The organism is Nocardia sp. NRRL S-836 (assembly GCF_001279525.1).
In the GTDB taxonomy this organism is placed as follows: domain Bacteria; phylum Actinomycetota; class Actinomycetes; order Mycobacteriales; family Pseudonocardiaceae; genus Lentzea.
Genome location: NZ_LGDY01000058.1, coordinates 197,484 through 217,024 on the forward strand (window position 1 = coordinate 197,484; position 19,541 = coordinate 217,024).

At 72.7% G+C, this 19,541-nt stretch carries 16 protein-coding genes; 7 read left to right on the plus strand and 9 right to left on the minus strand.

All coding sequences use genetic code 11. The annotated features are described in order from the left end of the window. Positions 1-42 precede the first annotated feature (42 nt). Positions 43-1,557 (plus strand): BTAD domain-containing putative transcriptional regulator, encoded by a 1,515-nt coding sequence (locus tag ADL03_RS48250; RefSeq protein WP_197288181.1) that lies wholly within the window; start codon positions 43-45, stop codon positions 1,555-1,557. Here the strand turns inward: ADL03_RS48250 and ADL03_RS07685 are convergent. From ADL03_RS07685 to ADL03_RS07705, 5 genes are read right to left on the minus strand one after another with little or no spacing between them, the layout of a single operon-like run. Next, on the minus strand, positions 1,478-3,643 hold the full coding sequence (locus ADL03_RS07685) for a transglutaminaseTgpA domain-containing protein (protein WP_053732646.1): 2,166 nt from the start codon (positions 3,641-3,643) through the stop codon (positions 1,478-1,480). The genes ADL03_RS48250 and ADL03_RS07685 overlap by 80 nt on opposite strands. After that, positions 3,640-4,764 carry a DUF58 domain-containing protein gene (locus ADL03_RS07690; protein WP_053732647.1) on the minus strand — a complete coding sequence of 375 codons (1,125 nt, stop codon included), beginning with the start codon at positions 4,762-4,764 and terminating at the stop codon, positions 3,640-3,642. The genes ADL03_RS07685 and ADL03_RS07690 overlap by 4 nt, the downstream gene beginning before the upstream one ends. Before the next feature lie 4 nt (positions 4,765-4,768). Further along, positions 4,769-6,628 (minus strand): fibronectin type III domain-containing protein, encoded by a 1,860-nt coding sequence (locus ADL03_RS07695; RefSeq protein ID WP_157528305.1) that lies wholly within the window; start codon positions 6,626-6,628, stop codon positions 4,769-4,771. A 40-nt stretch (positions 6,629-6,668) separates the two neighbouring features. Next, entirely contained in the window at positions 6,669-7,238 is a 570-nt protein-coding gene (locus ADL03_RS07700) for a hypothetical protein (RefSeq protein WP_053732649.1), read from the minus strand. After that, positions 7,235-7,825 (minus strand): hypothetical protein, encoded by a 591-nt coding sequence (locus ADL03_RS07705; protein ID WP_053732650.1) that lies wholly within the window; start codon positions 7,823-7,825, stop codon positions 7,235-7,237. The genes ADL03_RS07700 and ADL03_RS07705 overlap by 4 nt, the downstream gene beginning before the upstream one ends. Before the next feature lie 139 nt (positions 7,826-7,964). Here ADL03_RS07705 and eccD point away from each other — a divergent pair, with 139 nt between their 5' ends. Next, the gene (eccD, locus tag ADL03_RS07710; protein WP_053732651.1) at positions 7,965-9,347 is read left to right on the plus strand and encodes a type VII secretion integral membrane protein EccD; all 1,383 of its coding nucleotides are present in this window, start codon (positions 7,965-7,967) and stop codon (positions 9,345-9,347) included. A 1-nt stretch (position 9,348) separates the two neighbouring features. Beyond that, entirely contained in the window at positions 9,349-10,752 is a 1,404-nt protein-coding gene (gene eccB, locus ADL03_RS07715) for a type VII secretion protein EccB (RefSeq protein ID WP_053732652.1), read from the plus strand. A gap of 164 nt (positions 10,753-10,916) precedes the next feature. On the opposite strand, the gene ADL03_RS07720 is transcribed toward eccB, so the two are convergent. The 3 genes from ADL03_RS07720 to eccCa are packed head-to-tail and all read right to left on the minus strand — an operon-like array spanning position 10,917 to position 16,611. Next, a complete protein-coding gene (locus ADL03_RS07720) occupies positions 10,917-12,296 on the minus strand; it encodes a hypothetical protein (RefSeq protein ID WP_053732653.1) in 1,380 nt (459 codons plus the stop codon). Positions 12,297-12,310: 14 nt separating this feature from the next. Beyond that, positions 12,311-12,595 (minus strand): hypothetical protein, encoded by a 285-nt coding sequence (locus ADL03_RS07725; protein ID WP_053732654.1) that lies wholly within the window; start codon positions 12,593-12,595, stop codon positions 12,311-12,313. 38 nt (positions 12,596-12,633) lie between these two features. After that, complete coding sequence (eccCa, locus tag ADL03_RS07730; protein ID WP_053732699.1) at positions 12,634-16,611, minus strand: type VII secretion protein EccCa; 3,978 nt, start codon at positions 16,609-16,611, stop codon at positions 12,634-12,636. Positions 16,612-16,760: 149 nt separating this feature from the next. On the opposite strand from eccCa, the gene ADL03_RS07735 reads away from it, so the two are divergent. Continuing rightward, a complete protein-coding gene (locus tag ADL03_RS07735; RefSeq protein ID WP_053732655.1) occupies positions 16,761-17,081 on the plus strand; it encodes a hypothetical protein in 321 nt (106 codons plus the stop codon). Between the two features lie 15 nt (positions 17,082-17,096). Continuing rightward, positions 17,097-17,396, plus strand: coding sequence for a hypothetical protein (locus ADL03_RS07740; protein ID WP_157528308.1), 300 nt, complete (start codon positions 17,097-17,099; stop codon positions 17,394-17,396). Positions 17,397-17,444: 48 nt separating this feature from the next. Here ADL03_RS07740 and mycP read toward each other — a convergent pair whose 3' ends face one another. After that, entirely contained in the window at positions 17,445-18,698 is a 1,254-nt protein-coding gene (gene mycP, locus ADL03_RS07745) for a type VII secretion-associated serine protease mycosin (RefSeq protein ID WP_053732657.1), read from the minus strand. 120 nt (positions 18,699-18,818) lie between these two features. Between mycP and ADL03_RS07750 the strand changes: the two genes are divergently transcribed. Together ADL03_RS07750 and ADL03_RS07755 are read left to right on the plus strand one after the other, a co-directional pair. Further along, positions 18,819-19,202, plus strand: a complete 384-nt coding sequence (locus tag ADL03_RS07750) for a YbaB/EbfC family nucleoid-associated protein (protein WP_063798513.1) — start codon at positions 18,819-18,821, stop codon at positions 19,200-19,202. Continuing rightward, positions 19,199-19,537: a hypothetical protein gene (locus ADL03_RS07755; protein ID WP_053732659.1), complete on the plus strand. Its 339-nt coding sequence runs from the start codon at positions 19,199-19,201 to the stop codon at positions 19,535-19,537. The genes ADL03_RS07750 and ADL03_RS07755 overlap by 4 nt, the downstream gene beginning before the upstream one ends. Positions 19,538-19,541 lie beyond the last annotated feature (4 nt).

Genomic DNA, 19,541 nt, shown 5'->3' on the forward strand with positions numbered 1-19,541 from the left:
CCTCTCAGGATGTCCGCGGACAAACCACGTCGAATGCTCTCCATGCTGCTGCTGAAGGCCAACCACTGGGTGAGCGACAGCGAGCTCGTCGACGCGATGTGGTCGTCCGGACCGCCCGCCTCCGCCTCGGTGAACCTCAAGACCTACGTGAGCCAGTTGCGCCAGCAGCTCGGTTCGGCGGAGCGCGTCGAACGCAGGCAGGGCGCGTACCGGCTGACCGTCGCCCGCGACGAGCTGGACACCACGATCTTCGAGGACCTGGTCGAGCGGGGCAGGACCGCCTTCAAGGGCGGCGATGCCGAGGCGGCTGCCGGGCACCTGGGCGAGGCGCTGGAGCTGTGGCGCGGTGAGCCGTTCGAGTCGCTGGACGCCGATGCCGCGGGGTTCGAACGCGCGCGCCTGACCGAGCTGCGGTGGTCGGCCCGTGCCGCACTCGCCGACGCGCTGGTCGCCGCCGGTCGCGACGACGAGGCGATCGCGCTGCTGCGTGCGATGACCGCCGACGACCCGTTGCGCGAACGGACCTGGCTCCGCCTGATCGCGACGCTGCACGAGGGCGGCCGCCGGGCGGAGGCGCTCGCCACCTACCAGCAGGCGCGGGCCGCGATCGTGACCGACCTCGGCATCGACCCCGGACCCGACCTGCGCGACCTGCACGCGCGGATCCTGCGGGCCGACGCCGACGCCTCAGACACCGCCGACACCGACACCACCGCTGCCGACACCACCGCTGCCGACACCGCCGACACCGACGCCGCTGGGCCGGCCGAGCCGGCGCCATCACCCGTTCCCGTGGCCCGAGCGAGCGCGCCACGAAGGTCTCCGGTGCTGCTCATCGCGCTCGCGGCACTGGTCGTCATCGTCCTCGTCGTTGGCTTCGTGGTCGCCCAACGGCCGGAGAGCCCGCGGGAGAACACCGCCGCCACCACCGCGGCGGCCCGGTTCGGCTGGGGCGAGCCGGTGCACGCGGGAGAGTTCACCAGCGGTCTCGACGGCGGGTGGACGGCGGTCGGACCGCGCAGCGGACGTGACGGCAAGGGCCGCCAGCTGCCGGAGCAGGTGAGCGTGCACGACGGCGTCGCGGTCATCACCGGCCTGCCCAACGGCGACACGGGGTTCCTGGCCCGGTCACCGGGCAGGAAGCACGGGCGCTGGGAGGCGCGCGTCAAGGTCCCCGCCGGGTGCGCGTGCTACCGGCCGGTGCTCACGCTCTGGCCGGACGCCAACAACCCCCCGGCCGGCGGCGAGATCGTCTACCTGGAGGCGTTCGACGCCCTGCGGCAGGAAGCCAGGTTCTTCCTCTACAGCGCGGCCAGCCCCACCCCGTTGTCGGGCGTGCGGGAGGTCGACCTGACGACGTGGAACCACTTCGCGGTCGAGTGGACCGAGGACCGGCTCACCGCCTACGTCAACGGCGAGGTCTGGTACAGCACCACCGAGAAGAGCCTGCTGCCGCCGGGCGCCATGAGCCCCACCGTCAAGCTCGACCTCGTCTCGGGCGGGACCGTGACCACCTCGACCCTGGAGATCGACTGGATTCGCGAGTACGCGGCCTGATCAGGGTGCCGGGGTCGACGGCGGCCCGGATCCTGGCGCGCAGGCCCCGTTCCGCGAGCCGCCGGCGCACCAGGCCGACCGCCTGCCACGCGCGGAGCCGCACCTCGTCGGACGGTTCGGCGCCGGACCACATCGCCTGGTCGACCGCGAACCCCAGCTGCCGCAGTCCCTCCACTGTGGACTGGAGACCGACGCCGGCCGCGACGGCGGCCAGGTCGCGCGGGGTCATGCCCTCGGTGAGCGGCACCTGGTGCTCGCGCAACCGGTCGCGCGCCTCGTGCCACGCACCGACCACCGCGCCGTTGCCCGGCCGTCGTCGCCTGCGCCAGGCGCGGACCCGCTTCGCCAGCGGAATCCCGGTGAGCCACAGGACAACCGCGACGGCGAGGCCGGCGAGCAGGAGCTCCCACGGGAACCGGAGGTCGAGGCCGGTGCCCGGCCCGTCGCCGTTGCCCGATGGGGCGACCGGCGGGTCCTGCAGCTGCTCGACGGGCGGCAGCTGGTCCCGGGCTCGCGCCACCGCCGCGGCGAGGCCCTCGCCGTTGCCCTCGCTCTTGCCCGCGGACCCGTTCGGATCCATCGGCACCCAGCCGACTCCGGTCACCGCGACCTCCGGCCACGCCAGCACGTCCCTGTTGCGCACCACGTACTCGCCGCCCGCACCGGCCGGTGTGCGGAAACCGACGACCAGCCGGGCCGGGATCCCCGCCATCCGCGCCATCGCGACGTACGCCGCGGCGAACTGCTCGCTCGTGCCCTGCTTCGTGTCGAGCAGGAACCGCCGCAGCTGAGGCCAGCCGTGCCCGCTCGGTACGTCGGTGCCCACCGCGAGCCTGTAGTTCTCCTTGAAGTGGCGCTCCAGCTGCAACGCCGACTGGAAGCTCGGGCGCATGCCGCGCACGGCCTCCGCGACCAGCTCCTGCACGCCCGGCGGCGGGGTGCCCACGCCTCCGGTGCCGCCTTCCGCGTACGGGTTCACCGCCGCGCCGTCGAGGTTCGCGACCCCGACCTCGGGCTCCCACCAGCCGAGCCCGTACTCCGTCACCGCGCCCATCGGCCGTTGCGCCAGCAGGGTTCCCTGTGACTCCTCGACCAGCGGATCCACCCCGGTCACCGCCGCCGGCCAGGCCTGGCTGGGCAGCCAGCGCCCGCCGAGCCCCCGCACGACGACCTTCGCGTCACGCCGGTGAACGGGCACGCGCACGACGGGGCCGGGCGACAGCTCGACACCGAGTCGGCGATAACGCCCGCCGGGCGTCCAGTTCACGCCGTCGAACGCGGGCAGCACGACGACCGGCCAGCGCTCGGCCCGGTGTCCCGTCACGGTGAACACCGGCTCGTCGGGGTGCCCGAGCCGGTAGGCGATGTCGTCGAGCGGGCTGGTGACCCGTGCGTTCACCTGTGCCGCCTGGTCCTGCTTGAGCGAGTACCCCGGCTGCGGCGGCGGCACGAGCAGCCCGACCGCGAGCGCGGCGACCACGCCGAACAGCAACGCGGGCACCACCAGCCCGCCCTGGCCCTGGGCGCGATCGGACCGGCTGACCGCGACCAGCGTCCCGGCGACGGCCGCGTAGCCGAGCGCGCCGCCCACAGCGGCGAGGCCGGACACCGGGAGGTAGAGCTGGCTGACCACCACCACGGCGAAGCTCGGCACCAGCGCGGGCAACGGCTTGCGCGACAGCAGAACCAGTTCGACCCCGAGCACGGTCGCCAGCAGCACGAGCAGCGGCACGAAGAGCATCAGCGCGGCGTCCGGACGCGCGGGCCAGGTCGACTGCAGGGTCTGCTGCCACGACTCGGTGATCCCGGTCCGCAGCGCCGCGACCGTCTCGCCGGTGGGCAGTCCGGACGACGTGGTCGGGAACAACAGGGTTTCGGTGATGCCGAGGAGCCCCGCCAGCGTCACGAGCAGCGGTCGCCAAGCGCTCAGCGCCCGATAGCGGGCGCAGAGCTCCACCACGCCGCACGCCACCACCGCCACGGCGGCGATCGGCGGCAGCAGCGGCAGGATCCCGAACACGGGGGCGAAGAACAGACCGGCCACCGCGGCAGCGAGCACCACGCAGACGACGGGAACCCGGCTCACCGCGACACCTCGTTCCACCTGCGCACACCATCCCGCGCATCCACGGCCGTGATCACCAGCGCGGACGGAACCGGCGCGCTGCGCGAGCCCAGCGCCAGGACGTACCGCGACGAGTAGCGCGACCGCAGCCCCGCGAGCGCCCGGAGGTCCGCGGCACCGGACGACACCACCGTCAGACACCCACCCCGTTGTCCCGCGGCGGAAAGCACGGGCGGCACGAGCTCACGGACGTCGCTCTGCCCCAGCAGGCACAACCGGTCGAGCAACTGCCGTGCCGCCACCGCGCCGCCCGCCGTCGGCAGGTCGGCCCCGCACGACGTGACGAGCCTGCTGTGGTGCCCTGCCAGCGCGGACGCGCTGAGCAGCGAGGCCGCGAGGTCGACCGCCTCCTCGAACACCTCCGGTGGCATGACGGCACGGGTGTCGAGCAGCAGCGTGAACCTCGGCTGCACCGGATCGGCGGAGTCGCGCACCATCAACCGCCCGGTGCGCGCGGTCGCCTTCCAGTGCAGGCTGCGCACCTCGTCGCCGGGCTGGTACTCGCGCACCTCCCTGAGGTCGAGCGACCCGCGCAACGCGTCGTCGGTCGCCGACCCCTCGTGGTGGTGGCGCGGATATCCGCTGATCCGCGCGGATGCGGGATGAACCCTCGGGTGCACCCACAGCGTCGCGCTCTCCCCGGCCGCGATCCTGTTGCGCGCCAGGCCGAACGGGTCTTCGCGGTGCAGTGCGAGCGGCCCGACCGGCATGCGTCCGCGTGTCGTCGTCGGCAGCTCGTAGTGGTAGGTGGCCTCGGCGCCGGGCTCCTGCGCGTGCACCGCCACCGGCCGGACGTTCTGCCCGGCCCGGTCCACCGCGGTGAACCCGCGCATCCGCCACGAGGCCGCGTTGCGCACCCGCAGCCTGGCCAGCGCCGGACTTCCGCGGTTGACCCGGCCGGGGTAGACGTCGCGGGTCACCTCCACGCGTGGGCCACGCGCGGTGACCAGGACCGCGCCCAGCACCGCGCCGACACCGACCGCGCCGAGCACGCGCAGCAGTTCGTAGCCCGCCCAGTGGCCGCCGGCCGCGAGCAGGAGGGAGCCGATCAGCACGGCGACACCGCGCCGGGTCAACCGCACGACCTCACCCCGCCGTCCACTTCAGCCGGTTCGAGGTCACGCCCTGCGCCGTGACCCACACCGTGTGCCCGACCCCGTGGTAGTAGAACGCCTCGAGCTCGGCATTCCCCTCGCTGTCGAGCTGCGCTCCATGCCCAGGGTTGGAATACCCCGGATCCGTGGAGTGCGGCATCACGTCGATGTACGTGTTCGGCTCGAACCCGCGCATCACCACCCGCATCCAGGCGCAGTTCGGCTCCTTGCATTCCGGCGCGGGCCCACCACGGGAGATCGTGATCGTGGGCTGGGTGTTCGGCACGGTGCGTTGCGAGGCGGGCGGCCCCTGGCCCGCGCTGTTGACCGCGACCACCGTGACGGTGAACGGAAGGTCCTTTCCGGACCAGATGCCGGGGATGACGTGGGTGAACACCGACCCGGACACGGTGGCCGAACCGGCACGGGACCCGTCGTCCCGCGCCCAGCTCAGGCGGTACGAGGTGACCGGGGCGCCGTTGGCGGGCGCGGCGGTCCAGGTGACCGTCGCGGCGGTCTCGTTGCTCGTGATGTTCACGGCCAGGTTGCCCGACAGACCCGGCGGGGTCGCCGGAATGGCGGGCGGCGGGGCCTGCGTGGCCGGTGGCGGGTTCTGCCGCACCGGTGGCTGGGTCCGCCCGGCCGGCGGCTGCTGAACGATCGGCGGCTGCGGATCGGGCAACGCGAGCGGCGGCTGGGCAGTCGGCGGCTGCGCGGTCGGTGGCTGGGGCTTCTCGTTCTTCCCCTTGCCCTCGACCTCGACCGGGGTGATCGACCCGTCGCCGTCGACGACCACGACGTGCTTGCCCTCGGCGCCGTCGACGTAGACCCGCGCGTCCTCACCGCGGCTGAGCCGCGGCTCACCCTTCTCGGCGGGGATCGGTGTCTCCTTGCGCGGACGACCGTCACCGCCGTAGGTGCGCAGCACGTTCTTGCCGCGGTCCAGCAGCACCACCGACGTGCCGGTGACGCTCGGGCTCGCGTAGTCACCGGCCGGCAGGTCGACGGTCACCGGCGTGCCGCCCGGCTCGACCAGGTGCAGGCGGTCTCTGTCCGGGTCCAGGATGGCGATCTTCCCCGCCACGTCGGCCGGCGCGACCCGCACGCCGGGCGGCAGGCTGAGGCCGAGGGGGGTCTGCTCGCCCAGACCGGACGCCTCCACCGTGCTCATCGAGCCGGCCGTGGCGTCGACGAACACCGGCTTGCCACCGCTCACGGTGAGTCCACCGGTGTGCCCGGCGGGTGCGCTGGCCGGGCAGGACAACTGGTCCGCACCACGTGCCCACGCGCAGATCGCACCGGTCTCGGCACGATGCACCCACAGCGTGGCGTCCTCGGTCGTCACCGGAGCCCCGAGCCCCCGACCGGCGGAAAGCACCTTCGGCTCACCACCGCCCATGCGCACGACCTGTCCGGACTCCGCGTAGACCAGGTACGGCCCGCCCGCGACCTCGACCGCCGTCGGGCGTTCGCCGTTCGACGGCAGCGGAACGGTCCGCTCGACCTCCAGCGTCGACCTGTCGAACTCGGTGACGTCGTTCGACCCGACCACGTAACCGCTGGTCGGGCTCTGCACCACCTGGCTGCCCCGGTCGACCTTCGGCAGCGCGACCTGGCCGTCCGGCTTCTTGTTCGCACCGTCGACGTGCACCGCCTGGCCGAGCGCCACGTTCACGACCCAGTGCCCGCTCTGCAGGAACTCGAGACCCGACACCGGCCTGACCGCTCCGGTCAGCGCGGTCGTCACCGCGCCGAGGCAGACCACCACCAGCGCGACGACCGGCCACCGGGAAGCCCGGCCGGGCTGCCCGGAAATCCTGCGACGCGCACGTCCCCAGATGCCGCTTTTCACGCACGCAGGGTAGCCAGGCGCGTACAGAGGTGGTCCAGAATCAGTACAGTCGCTGATCAGCGGGGTGGAGCACGTCGAGGTAACCGCACCCGCCGACCAGCAACGGCCGCAGGTCGCGCAGCACGCCGTCGAGCTCCTCCCGCGCGCTCGCCGACCCCGCGACCTCCGCCCGCACCTCGCACGTGTGCCACAGGCTCGGGGCGAGGTGCCCCCACTGCCACAGCTCGAAGCTGCTCTCGTCGAGCACCGCCACCGGCTGACCCGGCAGGCCGACGGCGCACCGGTCCGGGTGCGGCTCCGTGTTCCCCAGTCCGACCAGCAACGGCACGAACCGGTGGGTTCGCGCGAGAGCGACCTCGTTCCCGATCACCAGGACACCGGTCCCGGCCAGCCTGTCGGCGGCCGCACGGGCACCGGGCAGCCCGGCCTTCTCCGCCAGGGCGAGCAGGTTCTCCAGCGTCCACGCGGGGCTCTCGGCCACGCCGTGCGCCAGCACCCACACGCCGAACTCCGCCTCGCTCAACGTCCGGTGCGCCAGTCCCACCCGCACGAGGTGCACCGCTTCGGGGTGGCGTTCGCCGACGTAGTGGCCGACCGGGAACACGTTCATCGGACACCCTCGATCCGCACGTCGAAGCACATGGTCCTGGCGGCGAGCAGCGGTGCCACCGAACCGAGCGCACCGGCGAGCACCCGCTCCGGCTCCGTCTCCTCGGCCTCGGTGACGCCCGCTGCCGCGGCGACCCGCGCGGTCTCCTGACACGCCGTCCACAGGTCCGGCGACAGGTGCGCCCACTGCCACAGGTCGTACAGCGCTCCGGTCATCGTCACCACCGGCTGGTCGAGCAGCCCCACCGAGAACAGCCACGGCTCCCGCGCCGTGCTGCCGAGGCCGAGCACCAGCGGGAGCAGCCGGTGGCGGGAGGCGAACTCCTCAGCCGGGTGCGGCACCGCGAGCAGCCTCCTGGCCAGCAGGTCCGCCACGACCTCCGCGCCGTGGTCCTGCCGCAGCGACTCGGCCGTCGCGGGTCGCACCACGCCGTCGTCACCGGAGACACCGTGCGCCGCGCTCCACGCCGCGAACCGGGCCTCGTCGAGATCGGCCACCTCCGCCCCGATCCGCACCTGCCAGGTCTGCCGGCCGGCGCCGTCGTGCCGCGCGCCGAGTTCGTGGCCTATCGGGAGAACCTCGTGCACCGCCGCCTCCTTGGCATGTCCGCTAGCTGCCGAGCCCGTTCCCCGAGCGTCGCGCTTCGGCGAGCGTAGGCGCGTCCATCGCACTGGTAGCTCTGTCGGCAGCAAGCTGCCGACAGAGGACGAACCCCGGGAAGACCACATGAACACCATCGGCCTCGTGCGGCTGACGGTCGCCGCGCCCGACCGTCGCATCGACCTCGCGCTACCGGAACGGGTCCCGCTCGCCGAGCTGCTGCCGGGACTGCTGGCCCATGCCGGTGACGCGCTCGCCGACGCCGGCGCGAGCGTCGGCGGCTGGGTGCTGCGGCGCGCGGACGGCGCCCCGCTCGACCCCGCCAGGACGCTTGCCGCGCAACGAATCCGCGATGGCGAGGTCCTGCACCTCACACCGGCGCAGACCGACTGGCCCGAGCTCGAGTACGACGACGTCGTCGACGCGATCGCCGGTGGCTCCGCGCGCACCGGCGGGGCGTGGGCGCCTCGGCACACCCGGCTGGGCGGGCTCGCCGCGGGTGCGCTCGGCGCCGGGCTCGGCCTCGTCGCCGTGCTGCGGTCGGGGCCGCCGTGGCCGGCGGCCGCGTGGTGGTCGATCGTCGCCGCTGTCGTGCTGCTGTGCGCGGCGGTGCTGCTCGCCAGGGCCGCGGGCGATGCCGGGCTCGGTGCGGCGGTCGCGGCCGCCGCGCTGCCGTTCGCGTTCGTGGGCGGCGGGCTGGTGTTCGCCGGCCACCGCGCGTTGCCGGAACTCGGTGCGGCGCACCTGGTCGCCGCGAGCGCCGGGCTGCTGCTCGCCGCGATGATCGCGTTGCTCGGCGTGGTCGACAGGGCCGCGTTCTTCGTGGGCGCGGCCACGGCCGGGACGCTCGGGCTGCTCGGTGGCTGGCTCGCGACGTCCGACTCGTACGCGGGGCACGAGGCGGCCGGGCTCGTCGCCGGGTGCGGTCTGGCGCTCTCGCCGCTGCTCGCACCGCTGTCGATCCGGCTGGCGCGCGTGCCGTTGCCGGTGCTGCCGCGCGACGCCGCCGATCTGCTGCGCGAAAGCCCGCGGCCGCCGCGTGCCGCGGTGTACGCGGCGGTGGTGCGGGCGGACGCGTTGCTCACCGGCATGGTCGGCGGGCTCGCGCTCGCGGTCGTCGTCTGCTTCGTGCTGCTGATCCGCAGCGACAGCACGGCCGCGCTGATCCTGGTGCTCGTGCTGACACCCGGGTTCCTGCTCAGGGCGAGGCTCTACCCGATCGTGCGACAACGGGCGGCGCTGCTGACCGTCGGCCTCGCGGGCACGGCGTGCCTCGCGCTGTGGCCGCTGATGTCCGACCGCGCTCTCCTGCTGGAGATGGCGGCTCCGGTCCTGCTGGTGGCCGGTGCGTTCGCCGTTGGCCTGGGGATCGTGCACAGCAGGAAGGAGGCGAATCCCCACCTGGGCCGGTACGCCGAGGTGCTGGAGGTCGTCGTGGTGCTGGCGATCGTCCCGGTGCTGTGTTCCGTGCTCGGTCTTTACGGTCACCTGCGCGGGTTGGGTGGCTGACATGGCGTCGAAGCACGATCAGCTGCAGGCGTACCAGTTCTCGGCCCAGCGGGTCACCTCCGCGCTGGTGACCAGGGAGACCGACCCCGAGCAGCCACCGTTCCGCCGCCCGGGCAACGCCGTGTTCGGCAGCATCGCCATCGCGGTGATCGCGCTCGCCGGAGCCGGCATCTACGGGATCATCAACCCCGGTGGCAACAAGGGCTGGCAGGACGGCAAGTCCGTGATCGTCGAGAAGGAGACCGGCACCAGGTACGTGTACCTGGACCAACGGCTCCACCCGGTCATGAACTACGCCTCGGCCCTGCTCGCGATGGACGAGCACGCACCGACGCTCAGCGTGTCCCGCGACTCGCTGACCGGCGTGCCGCGTGGCCCTCGCATCGGCATCCCGGACGCACCGGATGCGTTGCCGGACAAAGACGGCCTGCTCACCGGCGGCTGGACGCTGTGCTCGCAGCCGACCGCCGACGAAGCGGGCGCGGTGAAACCGACGTCCGCGCTCATGGTGGGACAGCAGGCACCTGGCGGCGCCGAGCTCGGAGACCGCGCGGTGCTCGCCGACGTGCCGGAGACCGGCGCGCGTTACCTGGTGCACAGGGGATATCGGCACCTCGTCGACAAGGCCGACGTGCCCGCCGTCGGGGTGGCGCTCGGTGCCACGCCCGCGATCCAGGTGGCTCCCGCCGTGGTCGAGGCGATCCCGCAGGGCGCACCCGTCGCACCGATTCCGGTGGCGGACATCGGGAAGCCGGCGGGCATCGGGTCCTTCCTCGCCGGTCAGCTCCTCGCGGTGCGGACCTCCGGCGGCGTGCAGCACTACCTGGCCGAGAAGGGCAGGCTGCGGCCGATCACCGAGCTCCAGTACGACATCCAGCGCGCACACCAGGCCACCGCCGCCGCATATCCGGGCGCAGAGCCGAAAGCGTTGCCGATAGGGCTGATCGAAGCGGGCAACGCCCCGCAAACCCCCGTCGTCCCACCGAAAGCGGGCGACCCGCCGACGGTGCGACCGGAGTTCGCCCCCGGTGGTGACGCCGCGACGCTGTGCCTGACCTTCGGCGCGGGCACGGGTGTGCCGACGGTGACGCTCGACCCACCGATGCCGAAGGCCGACCCGCTGACGTCGACGCCCAAGCGGACCGACCGCGGTGCCGTGCTGGCCGACCGGGTGCTGGTGCCCGCGGGACAGGCCGCGCTCGTCGAGGCCGTGGCCACCCCGGACGCGCCTCGGGGAACGGTCATCGTGGTGACCGACCAGGGCATCGCCTACCCGCTGGCCGACCCGAAGGTGGTGGAGGTGCTGGGCTTCGCGGGCGTGCAACCCGTCCGCATGCCCGCCGGGCTGGTCGCGAGGATCCCCTCCGGCTCCGGCCTCGGCCATGATGCCGCGCTCCGCCGCTGACCACCGCGGACCGGGGCCCTGGAAACGTCGTGTCCCCAGGGGCCCCGGTCCGCATCGCGTCAGCGGCTCCTGGAGCCTTGCGTGCGCAGGCATCCCGCGCGAACACCTCGCAGCGGAAAGGTCCCGGAGACGTCGTCCCCGGGACCTTTCCGCGCCGTACCTGATCAGTGCAGCCGGCGCGGCTTGATCGCACCGTCCTGCGAGGACGCCCACTGGTCGACCCGCCAGAGGTCCTCGTCCACGACGTGGGCCGTGGCCGGCACAACCGGCTCGGCAGACCTGTGGCCCCGCACCGCGAACGAGTTCGCGTCCGCCCTGCCCGCCTTGCCGCTGAGCATCGACGGCAGACCGGGCGTGGCGCCGTCCCTGCGCCTGGTCCGGCTGTTGCCACGCCGTTGCGCCGCACCGGAACCGGGCCCGTTGCCCGCGCCACCGGCACCCATGCCCGCACCACCCATCGGCGGCATCATCGGCGGGACACCACCCGCACCCGCGGGTCCGCCCGCCGGGCCACCGAGCGGCGCCGAGGTCGGCGCCACCCCGCCGGGAGCGGCGCTGGCGGGCGCACCGAACGACGCGGCGGGCAACGACGACTTCGCACTCATGCCGCCGATACCGCCGCCGGGGTGCACCCCCGGCACCCGCCCACCACCGGTACCGCCGATGCCGCCGGGCCGCAACGCCGAGCCGGCGTGGCCACCGGGCACCATCGGCGGGATGAACGGCGAGGAGACCGGCGGCAGGGTCGGCGTCGGGATGGCAGGCAGCTTCGGCGTCGGGATCGGTGGCGCACTCACGCCTCCGCTGAGCGACGGACCTCCACCCGCCGCACCACCGCCGGCCCCGCCTTCGGGACCTCCGGCCGCCCCGCCCTCGGGACCGCCCGCCGCGCCGCCCTCGGAACCACCGGCCGCACCACCCTCGGGCCCTCCCTCCTGACCACCCGCGGGAGACTGCTGGGCTCCCGCGTCAGGTCCGCCGGTCGGGCCGCCCGCCCTGGGGCCTCCCGGGTTCCGTCCGGTCTTCTTGTCCTGGAAGCTCGGTGCACCCTTGATCTTGGCCAGCGTCCGTTCCGCGTCGCGGTAGTACCCCGCCAGCAGGTTCATCGCCTCGCCCGCCTTGATCCGGAACGGAATCTCGAGCGCCTCCAGGGACTCCTCCGTCTGCGGGGAGCTCATCGCCAGCAACAACGCCTTGTTGTACTCCTCGACCTGGATGCGAACGGCGTCGAAGGTGGGCATGAGCGCGCTGGCGACGACCCTGAGGTAGGCCGACGGCTGCGCGCCGGTGACCCGCTCGCTCCAGTCGTCGAGAATCTTCTGGCCCCGCTCGGACGTGGCGACGAACTGCTTGCCGGCCGCGTCCTGGTCCCACTTGGCTTCGCGGGCCTTGTTGGTCTCCTTCTTGAACGCGTCCCGCACGGAAGGCAGCTCTCGTTCCGCCGCCGCCCACATGTCCCCCTTCTTGGTGAGGGGTGCCTCGTTGCGCATCTCTTCGCCGATGACGCGGGCCTGCTCCCGCAACGGCATGCTCCGGTAGTCCACGCGATCGACTCCCCCTACTGGCTGAGCACGCCGTCGATGACGGTCGCGCTGTCGTTGTCGGCGACGTAGTAGTCGGCCGTGGACTCTTGCGCCGTGAGCTCACACGACCGCATGAACTCGTTGCCGTCCCTCACCATGTCCTGGAGCATCTTGCTGATGACACCGTCGACGGTGGCGCAGCTGATGCTCTCCTCCATCACGCCCTGCATCCGTTCGCCGGGCTCGACGGCGCTGAGGTTCGCGGCCTTGTAGCTCGCCATCATCCACGGGTTCATGGAGATCTCTTCGATTTCCGCCATGTCTCTCTCCTTCCTGATTTAGCTGACGTGCCGGGAGGTCACTCCGCGGGCGGCACCCACGCGAGCTGCACGAGCTGCGTCCCACCCCGCCTGGTGACCAACTTGCCGCGGCCGGGCGGCAGCGGTTCCGCTTTCACCCCGCCGAGAAGCGCACCCTCGGCCTTGTCGCCGGACAGCAGCAGCCCGATCGAGCCGACGTCGCGCATCCGCGAGAGGAACGACTCGTAGAGTGCCCGGCCGGAGCCGCCGCTGCGACGGGTGACCACCACGTGCAGGCCGATGTCCCTGCCCTGCGCCAGGAACTCCACGAGCGGGTGCAGCGGGTTGTTCATCGGCGTGGCCACCAGGTCGAAGTCGTCGACGAGGACGAACAGTTCCGGGCCGGTCCACCAGTTGCGCTTGCGCAGCTGTTCCGCGGTCACGTCCGGACCGGGAAGTCGTTGGCGCATCGCGTGAGCGACCGTCTCGACCAGCTTCCCCGTGGTCGCGCCGTCGGTGCCGTAGGCCGCGAGGTGGCTTCGCGGCACCTCGCCGAGCAGGCCGCGCCGGTGGTCGACCAGCACCACGCGCGCCTGGTCGGGCGTGTAGGTGTCGACGATGCGGCGGGCGAGTGTGCGCAGGAACGTCGTCTTGCCGGAGTCGGCGTCGCCGAGCAGCACCAGGTGGGCGTCGGTGGCGAAGTCGAGCGGCACCGGTTCGAGGTCCTTCTCCGCGATCGCCACGGACAACCGGTGCCCCTGCGGGTCGTCGCCGGCCGGCAACGCGAAGTAGGGCAGGCGTTCCGGCAGCATCCGGACGGCGGGCGCCGGGTCGGCCGTCCACGCCGTCCGCACCGCCTCGACCAACCCGGCCACGCCGCCCGCGAGGTCCTCCGCGGTGTCCACGCCGTCCAGGCGCGGCAACGCCGTGAGGACCTGGTGCTTGCTCTGCCCCAGCCCGCGGCCGGGCGAGTTGTCCGGCACGCGAGCCGCGCCCATGCGGTCGATCGCGGTGTCGATCGGGTCGCCGAGCCGCAGTTCGAGCTTGCTGCCGAACAGGTCCCGCACCGCCATCTTCAGGTCGAACCAGCGCGCGGTGGTCGCGATCAGGTGCACGCCGTAGGCGAGGCCGCGTGCGGCGATGCTCGCGACGATCTCCTCCTGGTCCTCGAAGTCCTTGCGCAGCGTGGCCCAGCCGTCGATGACCAGGAACACGTCGCCGTGCGGGTCGTCGGTGATCGTGCCGTTCGCGCGCAGTGCGCGGTAGGCCTGCATGCCGTCGATGTCCATTGCGGCGAACCGGCGTTCGCGCTCGGTCAGCACCGAGGCCACCTCGGCGATGGTGCGGCGGACGGCGGGAACGTTCTGCCGGTTCGCCACCCCGCCGACGTGCGGGAGGTCGCGCAACGACGCGAGTGAGCCGCCGCCGAAGTCCAGGCAGTAGAACTGGACCTCGCGCGGGGTGTGGGTGAGCGCGAGGCCCGCGATCAGCGACCGGGCCGCGGTGCTCTTGCCGGACTGCGGCCCGCCGGTGATCACCGCGTGGCCCGCGCCACCGGACAGGTCGAACACGAGCGGGTCGCGCCGCTGGTCGAGCGGCCGGTCGACCACGCCGAACACCGCGCGCAGACCGCCGACGAACTCGGGGTCGACCGGTCGCAGACCGCGGCCGGGGTCGGCGGTCAGCGCACCGAACAGCTGGTCCATCGTCGGCGCACGGTCGAGCGGGGGCAGCCACACCTGGTGCGCGGGCGTGCCGCGACCGGCGAAGCGGTCCACCAGGATGTCCATCAGGCTTTCGCCGACCGCGTCGTCGTGCACGTCGTCCACCACGTCGGCAGGCCGCTCCTCCTCGACCGCGGGCGCGTGGTAGGTCGTCGTGTACTCGTTGAGCCCCAACGGTTGTGGCGCTCCTGCGGGAGTGGTTTCCGCCTGGTCGGCGCGGTGCACGCCGGAGACGTAGGCGGCGCGGAACCTGCTCATCGGCTCGTCGCCGTAGCGCAGGAAACCGTGTCCGGGCGCGCGTGGCAGGGAGAACGCGTCGGACACACCGAGCACGGTCCGGCTGTCCATGTCGGAGAACGTGCGCAGGCCGATCCGGTAGGACAGGTGCGCGTCGAGCCCGCGCAGCCGGCCCTCCTCCAACCGCTGGCTCGCGAGCAGCAGGTGCACGCCGAGCGAGCGGCCGACCCGGCCGATCTGCACGAAGTTGTCGATGAAGTCCGGCCGAGCGGACAGCAGTTCGGAGAACTCGTCGCACACCACGAACAGGGTCGGCACCTCCGGCAGCGGCGCACCGGCGGCGCGGGCCTTCTCGTAGTCGCGCAGCGAGGCGAAGTTGCCCGCCGCGCGCAGCAGTTCCTGACGGCGCAACAGCTCGCCGTTGATCGCGTCGGACATCCGGTCGACCAGCGGCAGCTCGTCGGCCAGGTTGGTGATCACGGCGCTGGTGTGCGGCAACCGGTCGAGGCGCGCGAACGTGGCACCGCCCTTGAAGTCGATCAGCGCGAAGTTCAGCGCGCTCGGCGGGTGGGTCACCGCGAGCGCCAGCACCAACGTGCGCAGCAGCTCGCTCTTGCCGGAGCCGGTCGCGCCGATCAGCAGGCCGTGCGGGCCCATGCCGTCCTGCGCGGACTCCTTGAGGTCCAGCTCGATCGGGGTGCCGTCGGGCCGGATGCCGAACCGCACGCGCAGCCGGTCACGACTCGGCCGGGGCACCCAGGTGTCCTCCGGGTCGAACGCGTACGGGTCGCCGAGGTCGAGCAGCTCCTCCAGGCCCAGCTCCGAGCTCAGCGGCTGCTCACCGTGGCCGCCCTCGGTGAGCCGCAACGGCGCGAGCTGCCGCGCGAGCGCCTCCACGCTCTCGACGGAGAGGCTGTCCGCGCGCCCCAGGTCGGCGTCACCGTCGGCGTTGCTGATGCTCAACGCGCCGTCATCGGCGACGTCGAGCACCACCGCCGAGAGGTCGGGCATCCTCGGCGCCGGCGAGGTCAGGTCGATCACCGTGGCGCCCTCGACGCCCGCGCCCGCCAGCAGGTGGTCCGACCCCGCGGTCACGCCGCCGTCGACGACCACGACGAGGTGCGGCCCCGCCACCCTGGTGCTCCCGTCCTCCGGGTCGAACCGCGGCCGGTCGGCCAGCAGGTCGTCGAGCACCGCCTCCAGCATCGTGATGGTCGGGGCGACCAGCCGGAGTGGGCCGAGTGCGTCGCTCCGCTCCGGGTGCAGCGCGTGGGGCAGCCACTTCAGCCATTCCCACTCCGCGCGCCGTTCCGGGCTCACGCACACGGCGATCCGCAGGTCGTCGGGCGACTGCAGCACGGCGAGCTGGGCGATCATGGCGCGCACCAGGCCGTGCGCACCGGTTCCGAGCACGTGCACGCGGCTGAAACCGTTGACCGCCATGGCCAGCGGCAGGTCGGGCACCTCGGTGTAGGTGGTGATGAACTGGCGCAACGCCAAGGCGGACAACGGTTCCAGCTGCTCCAGCGGCTTGGTGTCCGGCGTGATCAGCGTGGTGGCCAGGCTCTGCGGTCCGAGCCCCACCCGCACCACGCCGAAGTCGTCGTCGCCGCGACGGCGTTCCCAGAGGCGGAAGCTGTCCGCAACGGACCACAGCGTGGCCGGGTCGGGGTGCAGGTACCACAGCGCGGTGCGCTGCCGCCTGGCCGCGCGGCCGACCCGCACCCGGTGCTGGGCGAGGCCGCGCAGGTAGAGCCTGCGGGCGTGGCCCATCTCGCGCTTGCTCGGCCCGCCGCCGTTGAGGAACGCGACGCCGACCATGGCCAGCATGGCGACGCCGAACAGCCCCATGGTGACGTACCGCAGCGCGCCGCTCGTGCCGAGCTGACCGCCACTGCCGCTGAACATCAGCACCATCGCGGCCATCATCAGCACCATCGGCAACGCCATCAGCGCCTGCGTCCACTGCCGGCCCGCCGGCGCCGGGATCTCCGGCGGTGCGTCGAGCACGAGCTCGCCCTCCGGCATCTCCGGCGACGGCCGCCGCACCGGCCTCTGCACCAACACCGTCGCCACGACGACCTCCTCCACGAGCTGCTGTCCGGCTCGATGGTGGCCGCTGCCGTGGAGCACGTGCGGGCGTTGGCATGAAGGTGCCAGCGCGACCCCGGCGCCGGCTCCGGCCCCTAGCGTCGAAACCCAGGCACTCACAGGAGGAGGACCCGATGGTCGACGGGATCAAGGGCCATGCGACCTACATGGGCGCGGCGGCCGATCACCAGGACGGCACCAACGCCGACATGGCCGCGGTCAGGAGCAGCATCGAGGAGGTTTCCCTGGCGGCGCAGGCCGTCTGGGGCGGTCAGGCCAAGCTGGCGTTCGCCCGCCTGACCGAGTTCACCGACGCCCAGCAGGCGACCAACCACGCCGACGGCCAGGACATCGCCGACCAGACGCGCAACGCCCAGACCAACTACATCACGGGCGACGCCGACAGCGCCGACCTGCTCAAGATCTTGCTGCACAACACCCCGCAGTCTGTCTGAGGAACGGAGAGCACCATGTCCATGGACCCTGACGAGATCTCGGTCAAGTTCGCCGACCTGGAGAACCTCGGTGCGGCGATCGCCAAGGCGCGAGGTCAGCTGAACACCGCTCGCACGAACCAGGCCACCTACACCCTGAACACGGAGAACCAGAACTGGGACGACGAGAGCTTCCGCGCGAAGTTCGCCCGCCACCAGCAGAACCAGCAGCTCGGAGAGGAGATCGAGGAGATCCTCAACGCGACGGAGCGAGCACTCGAGGCCACCAAGCACAACCTGATGGGCGCGGTCCAGCGGTCCATGTCGGGCTTCTGACCCGACCGGCCACGGCCCCGAGTCCCGCCTGGGACTCGGGGCCGAACGCTATTCCCCAACGGGGAACAGGAAGATCTCGTCAGGTGGCTCGCCCCGGCCTGACCTCCGCGCCACCGGCTCGGCCCTGCCCGGCAGCCAACGACGGCGACGACCGCGCGGCAGTGCCCAGAACACCACCGCGGCGACCGCGATCCCCAGCAGCACCAGACCGGCAACGGCCTTGGCCGCCCAACCTGTTCGGCTCCACCACGCGGCCTCGCGCAGCGCGACCGGGTCCGGCGGCACGGGGACGACCGCGGGCACCACGGCGGGCTTGCTGTCGGTGAGCCGTTCGGTCACCGCGCGGTACGGGTCCACGACACCGGCGCCGTACTCGGCGCTGCCCCGGCCTCCCCTGGCCGGATCGGCGGTCGCGACGATCCGGGCGGCCACCTGCGGTGCGGGGAGATCAGGCCACCTCGACCGCACCAGCGCCGCGGTGCCCGCCACCACCGGAGCCGCGAAACTCGTGCCCTGCCAGTAGTTGTGACCGGCCCTGCCAGCCGCCGCGAGCACGTCTTCGCCCGGTGCCACCAGGTCCACGTACGCACCGGTCTGGGAGCTGCGCGAGCGGGCCCCCTCGATGTCGATCGAGCCGACGCCGAGCACACCGTCGTACGACGCGGGATAGGACGCCACGAGGCCGAGCTCCGCGCGGTTGCCCACCGCCGCGACCACGAGCACGTCCTTCGACTGCGCGTAGGCGACCGCGTCGCGGATCGCGGTGTAGTCGCCGTAGCCCGACAGCGACAGGTTGATCACCTTGACGCCCTGGTCGGCGGCGAACCGGATGCCGTTCGCGACGGCATCGGGGTTGAGCGGGATGGGATCACCGCTGTCGGAGAACTCGCGTTCGGTGACCCGCACCGGGAGCACGCGCGCATCCGGTGCGATTCCGCGAAAACCGACACCCGGCGCGGCGGACGCGGCGATGATCGAAGCGACCGCGGTGCCGTGCGACGCGCAGTCGAAGTCGCCCCGCCCGGCACCGGGCAGTACGAAGTCCCTGCCGGACAGCACTTTTCCGCGCAGCTGCGGGTGGTCCGCGTCGACACCGGAGTCGACGACGGCGACGGTGACGCCCGCCCCGGTGCTGTGCGTCCAGGCGTTCTTGAGGTCGAGCAGCTGCTGGGTCCACGGCACCGGGGCGACGACCTCCCTGGTGGGGCCCGGACTGCGGCAGGCACCGTCGGGAGGCGCGGCCAGGGCAGGCGCCGGTCCGGCCATCGCGGCCGCGACCAGCATGACGGCAACAGGTCTCATGCCACCACATCCTGCGACCGCGCGCCGCACCGCCGCACGACGTGGCCGGAACAGGTCAGCGTGCTGATCTCCCCTGCGCTGGTGGTCATCCTGGATCGACCGGGAGACAAGGGGAGCACCATGAACCGTTCGGACACGGACCTGACCGGCAGGCTCGCCGAGTACGCGCGGCTCGCGAGCAGTCTGCGCTCGATGCAGGACGGCATAACGGAGATCCGCGCGACCGCGTGCTCGGACGACGGTCTGGTCTGCGCCGTCGTGGGTGGTCGTGGCGAACTGCTGGAACTGGACCTCGACCAGCGGATCTTCCGCGACCAGGACGCGGCCACGCTGGCGGAGAAGATCGTCGCCGCCGTCCGCGACGCGGCCGCCGCGGCCGAGCAGGACGCGGTCGAGATCGCCAAGAAGCTGATGCCGCAACGCAGGACCGGCGACGTGGACCCGATGTTCGGCCCCGTGCTGAGCTTGCTCGACAACGGCCCCGAGTCCGGTGTGCGGCGATGAGCGGGACGGGCGGCGTTGACGCCGACGGCGGCGGCATCGACATGTACCCCGGTCGTGCCGCACCGATCATGGCCGATCTGACCAAGGCCGCCAGCGACGTGAAGACGAGCTGGGACCGCGCCATCGGCAAGATCGCGGGCCTCGACAGCCAGCTCGGCAACGGCCCGCTCGGCCGGCCGATGGTCCACCAGTACAACGAGGGCGTGAAACAGGTCCGGGAGGGCGGCGTCGACCTGGTGCAACCACAGGCGGAGCAGCTCGCGGCGCACGGCACCAAGACCGTTCCCGAGTACGTCGCCGCAGACCAGGGGTCCGCGAAGAACTTCAGCGGCTGAGAGC

Coding starts and splice junctions, on each gene's coding strand:
- ADL03_RS48250 (WP_197288181.1), top strand. CDS start 43: ATGCTGCTGCTGAAGGCCAACCACTGGGTGAGCGACAGCGAGCTCGTC.
- ADL03_RS07700 (WP_053732649.1), bottom strand. CDS start 7,238: ATGAACGTGTTCCCGGTCGGCCACTACGTCGGCGAACGCCACCCCGAA.
- eccD (WP_053732651.1), top strand. CDS start 7,965: ATGAACACCATCGGCCTCGTGCGGCTGACGGTCGCCGCGCCCGACCGT.
- eccB (WP_053732652.1), top strand. CDS start 9,349: ATGGCGTCGAAGCACGATCAGCTGCAGGCGTACCAGTTCTCGGCCCAG.
- ADL03_RS07725 (WP_053732654.1), bottom strand. CDS start 12,595: ATGGCGGAAATCGAAGAGATCTCCATGAACCCGTGGATGATGGCGAGC.
- ADL03_RS07735 (WP_053732655.1), top strand. CDS start 16,761: ATGGTCGACGGGATCAAGGGCCATGCGACCTACATGGGCGCGGCGGCC.
- ADL03_RS07740 (WP_157528308.1), top strand. CDS start 17,097: ATGTCCATGGACCCTGACGAGATCTCGGTCAAGTTCGCCGACCTGGAG.
- mycP (WP_053732657.1), bottom strand. CDS start 18,698: ATGAGACCTGTTGCCGTCATGCTGGTCGCGGCCGCGATGGCCGGACCG.
- ADL03_RS07750 (WP_063798513.1), top strand. CDS start 18,819: ATGAACCGTTCGGACACGGACCTGACCGGCAGGCTCGCCGAGTACGCG.
- ADL03_RS07755 (WP_053732659.1), top strand. CDS start 19,199: ATGAGCGGGACGGGCGGCGTTGACGCCGACGGCGGCGGCATCGACATG.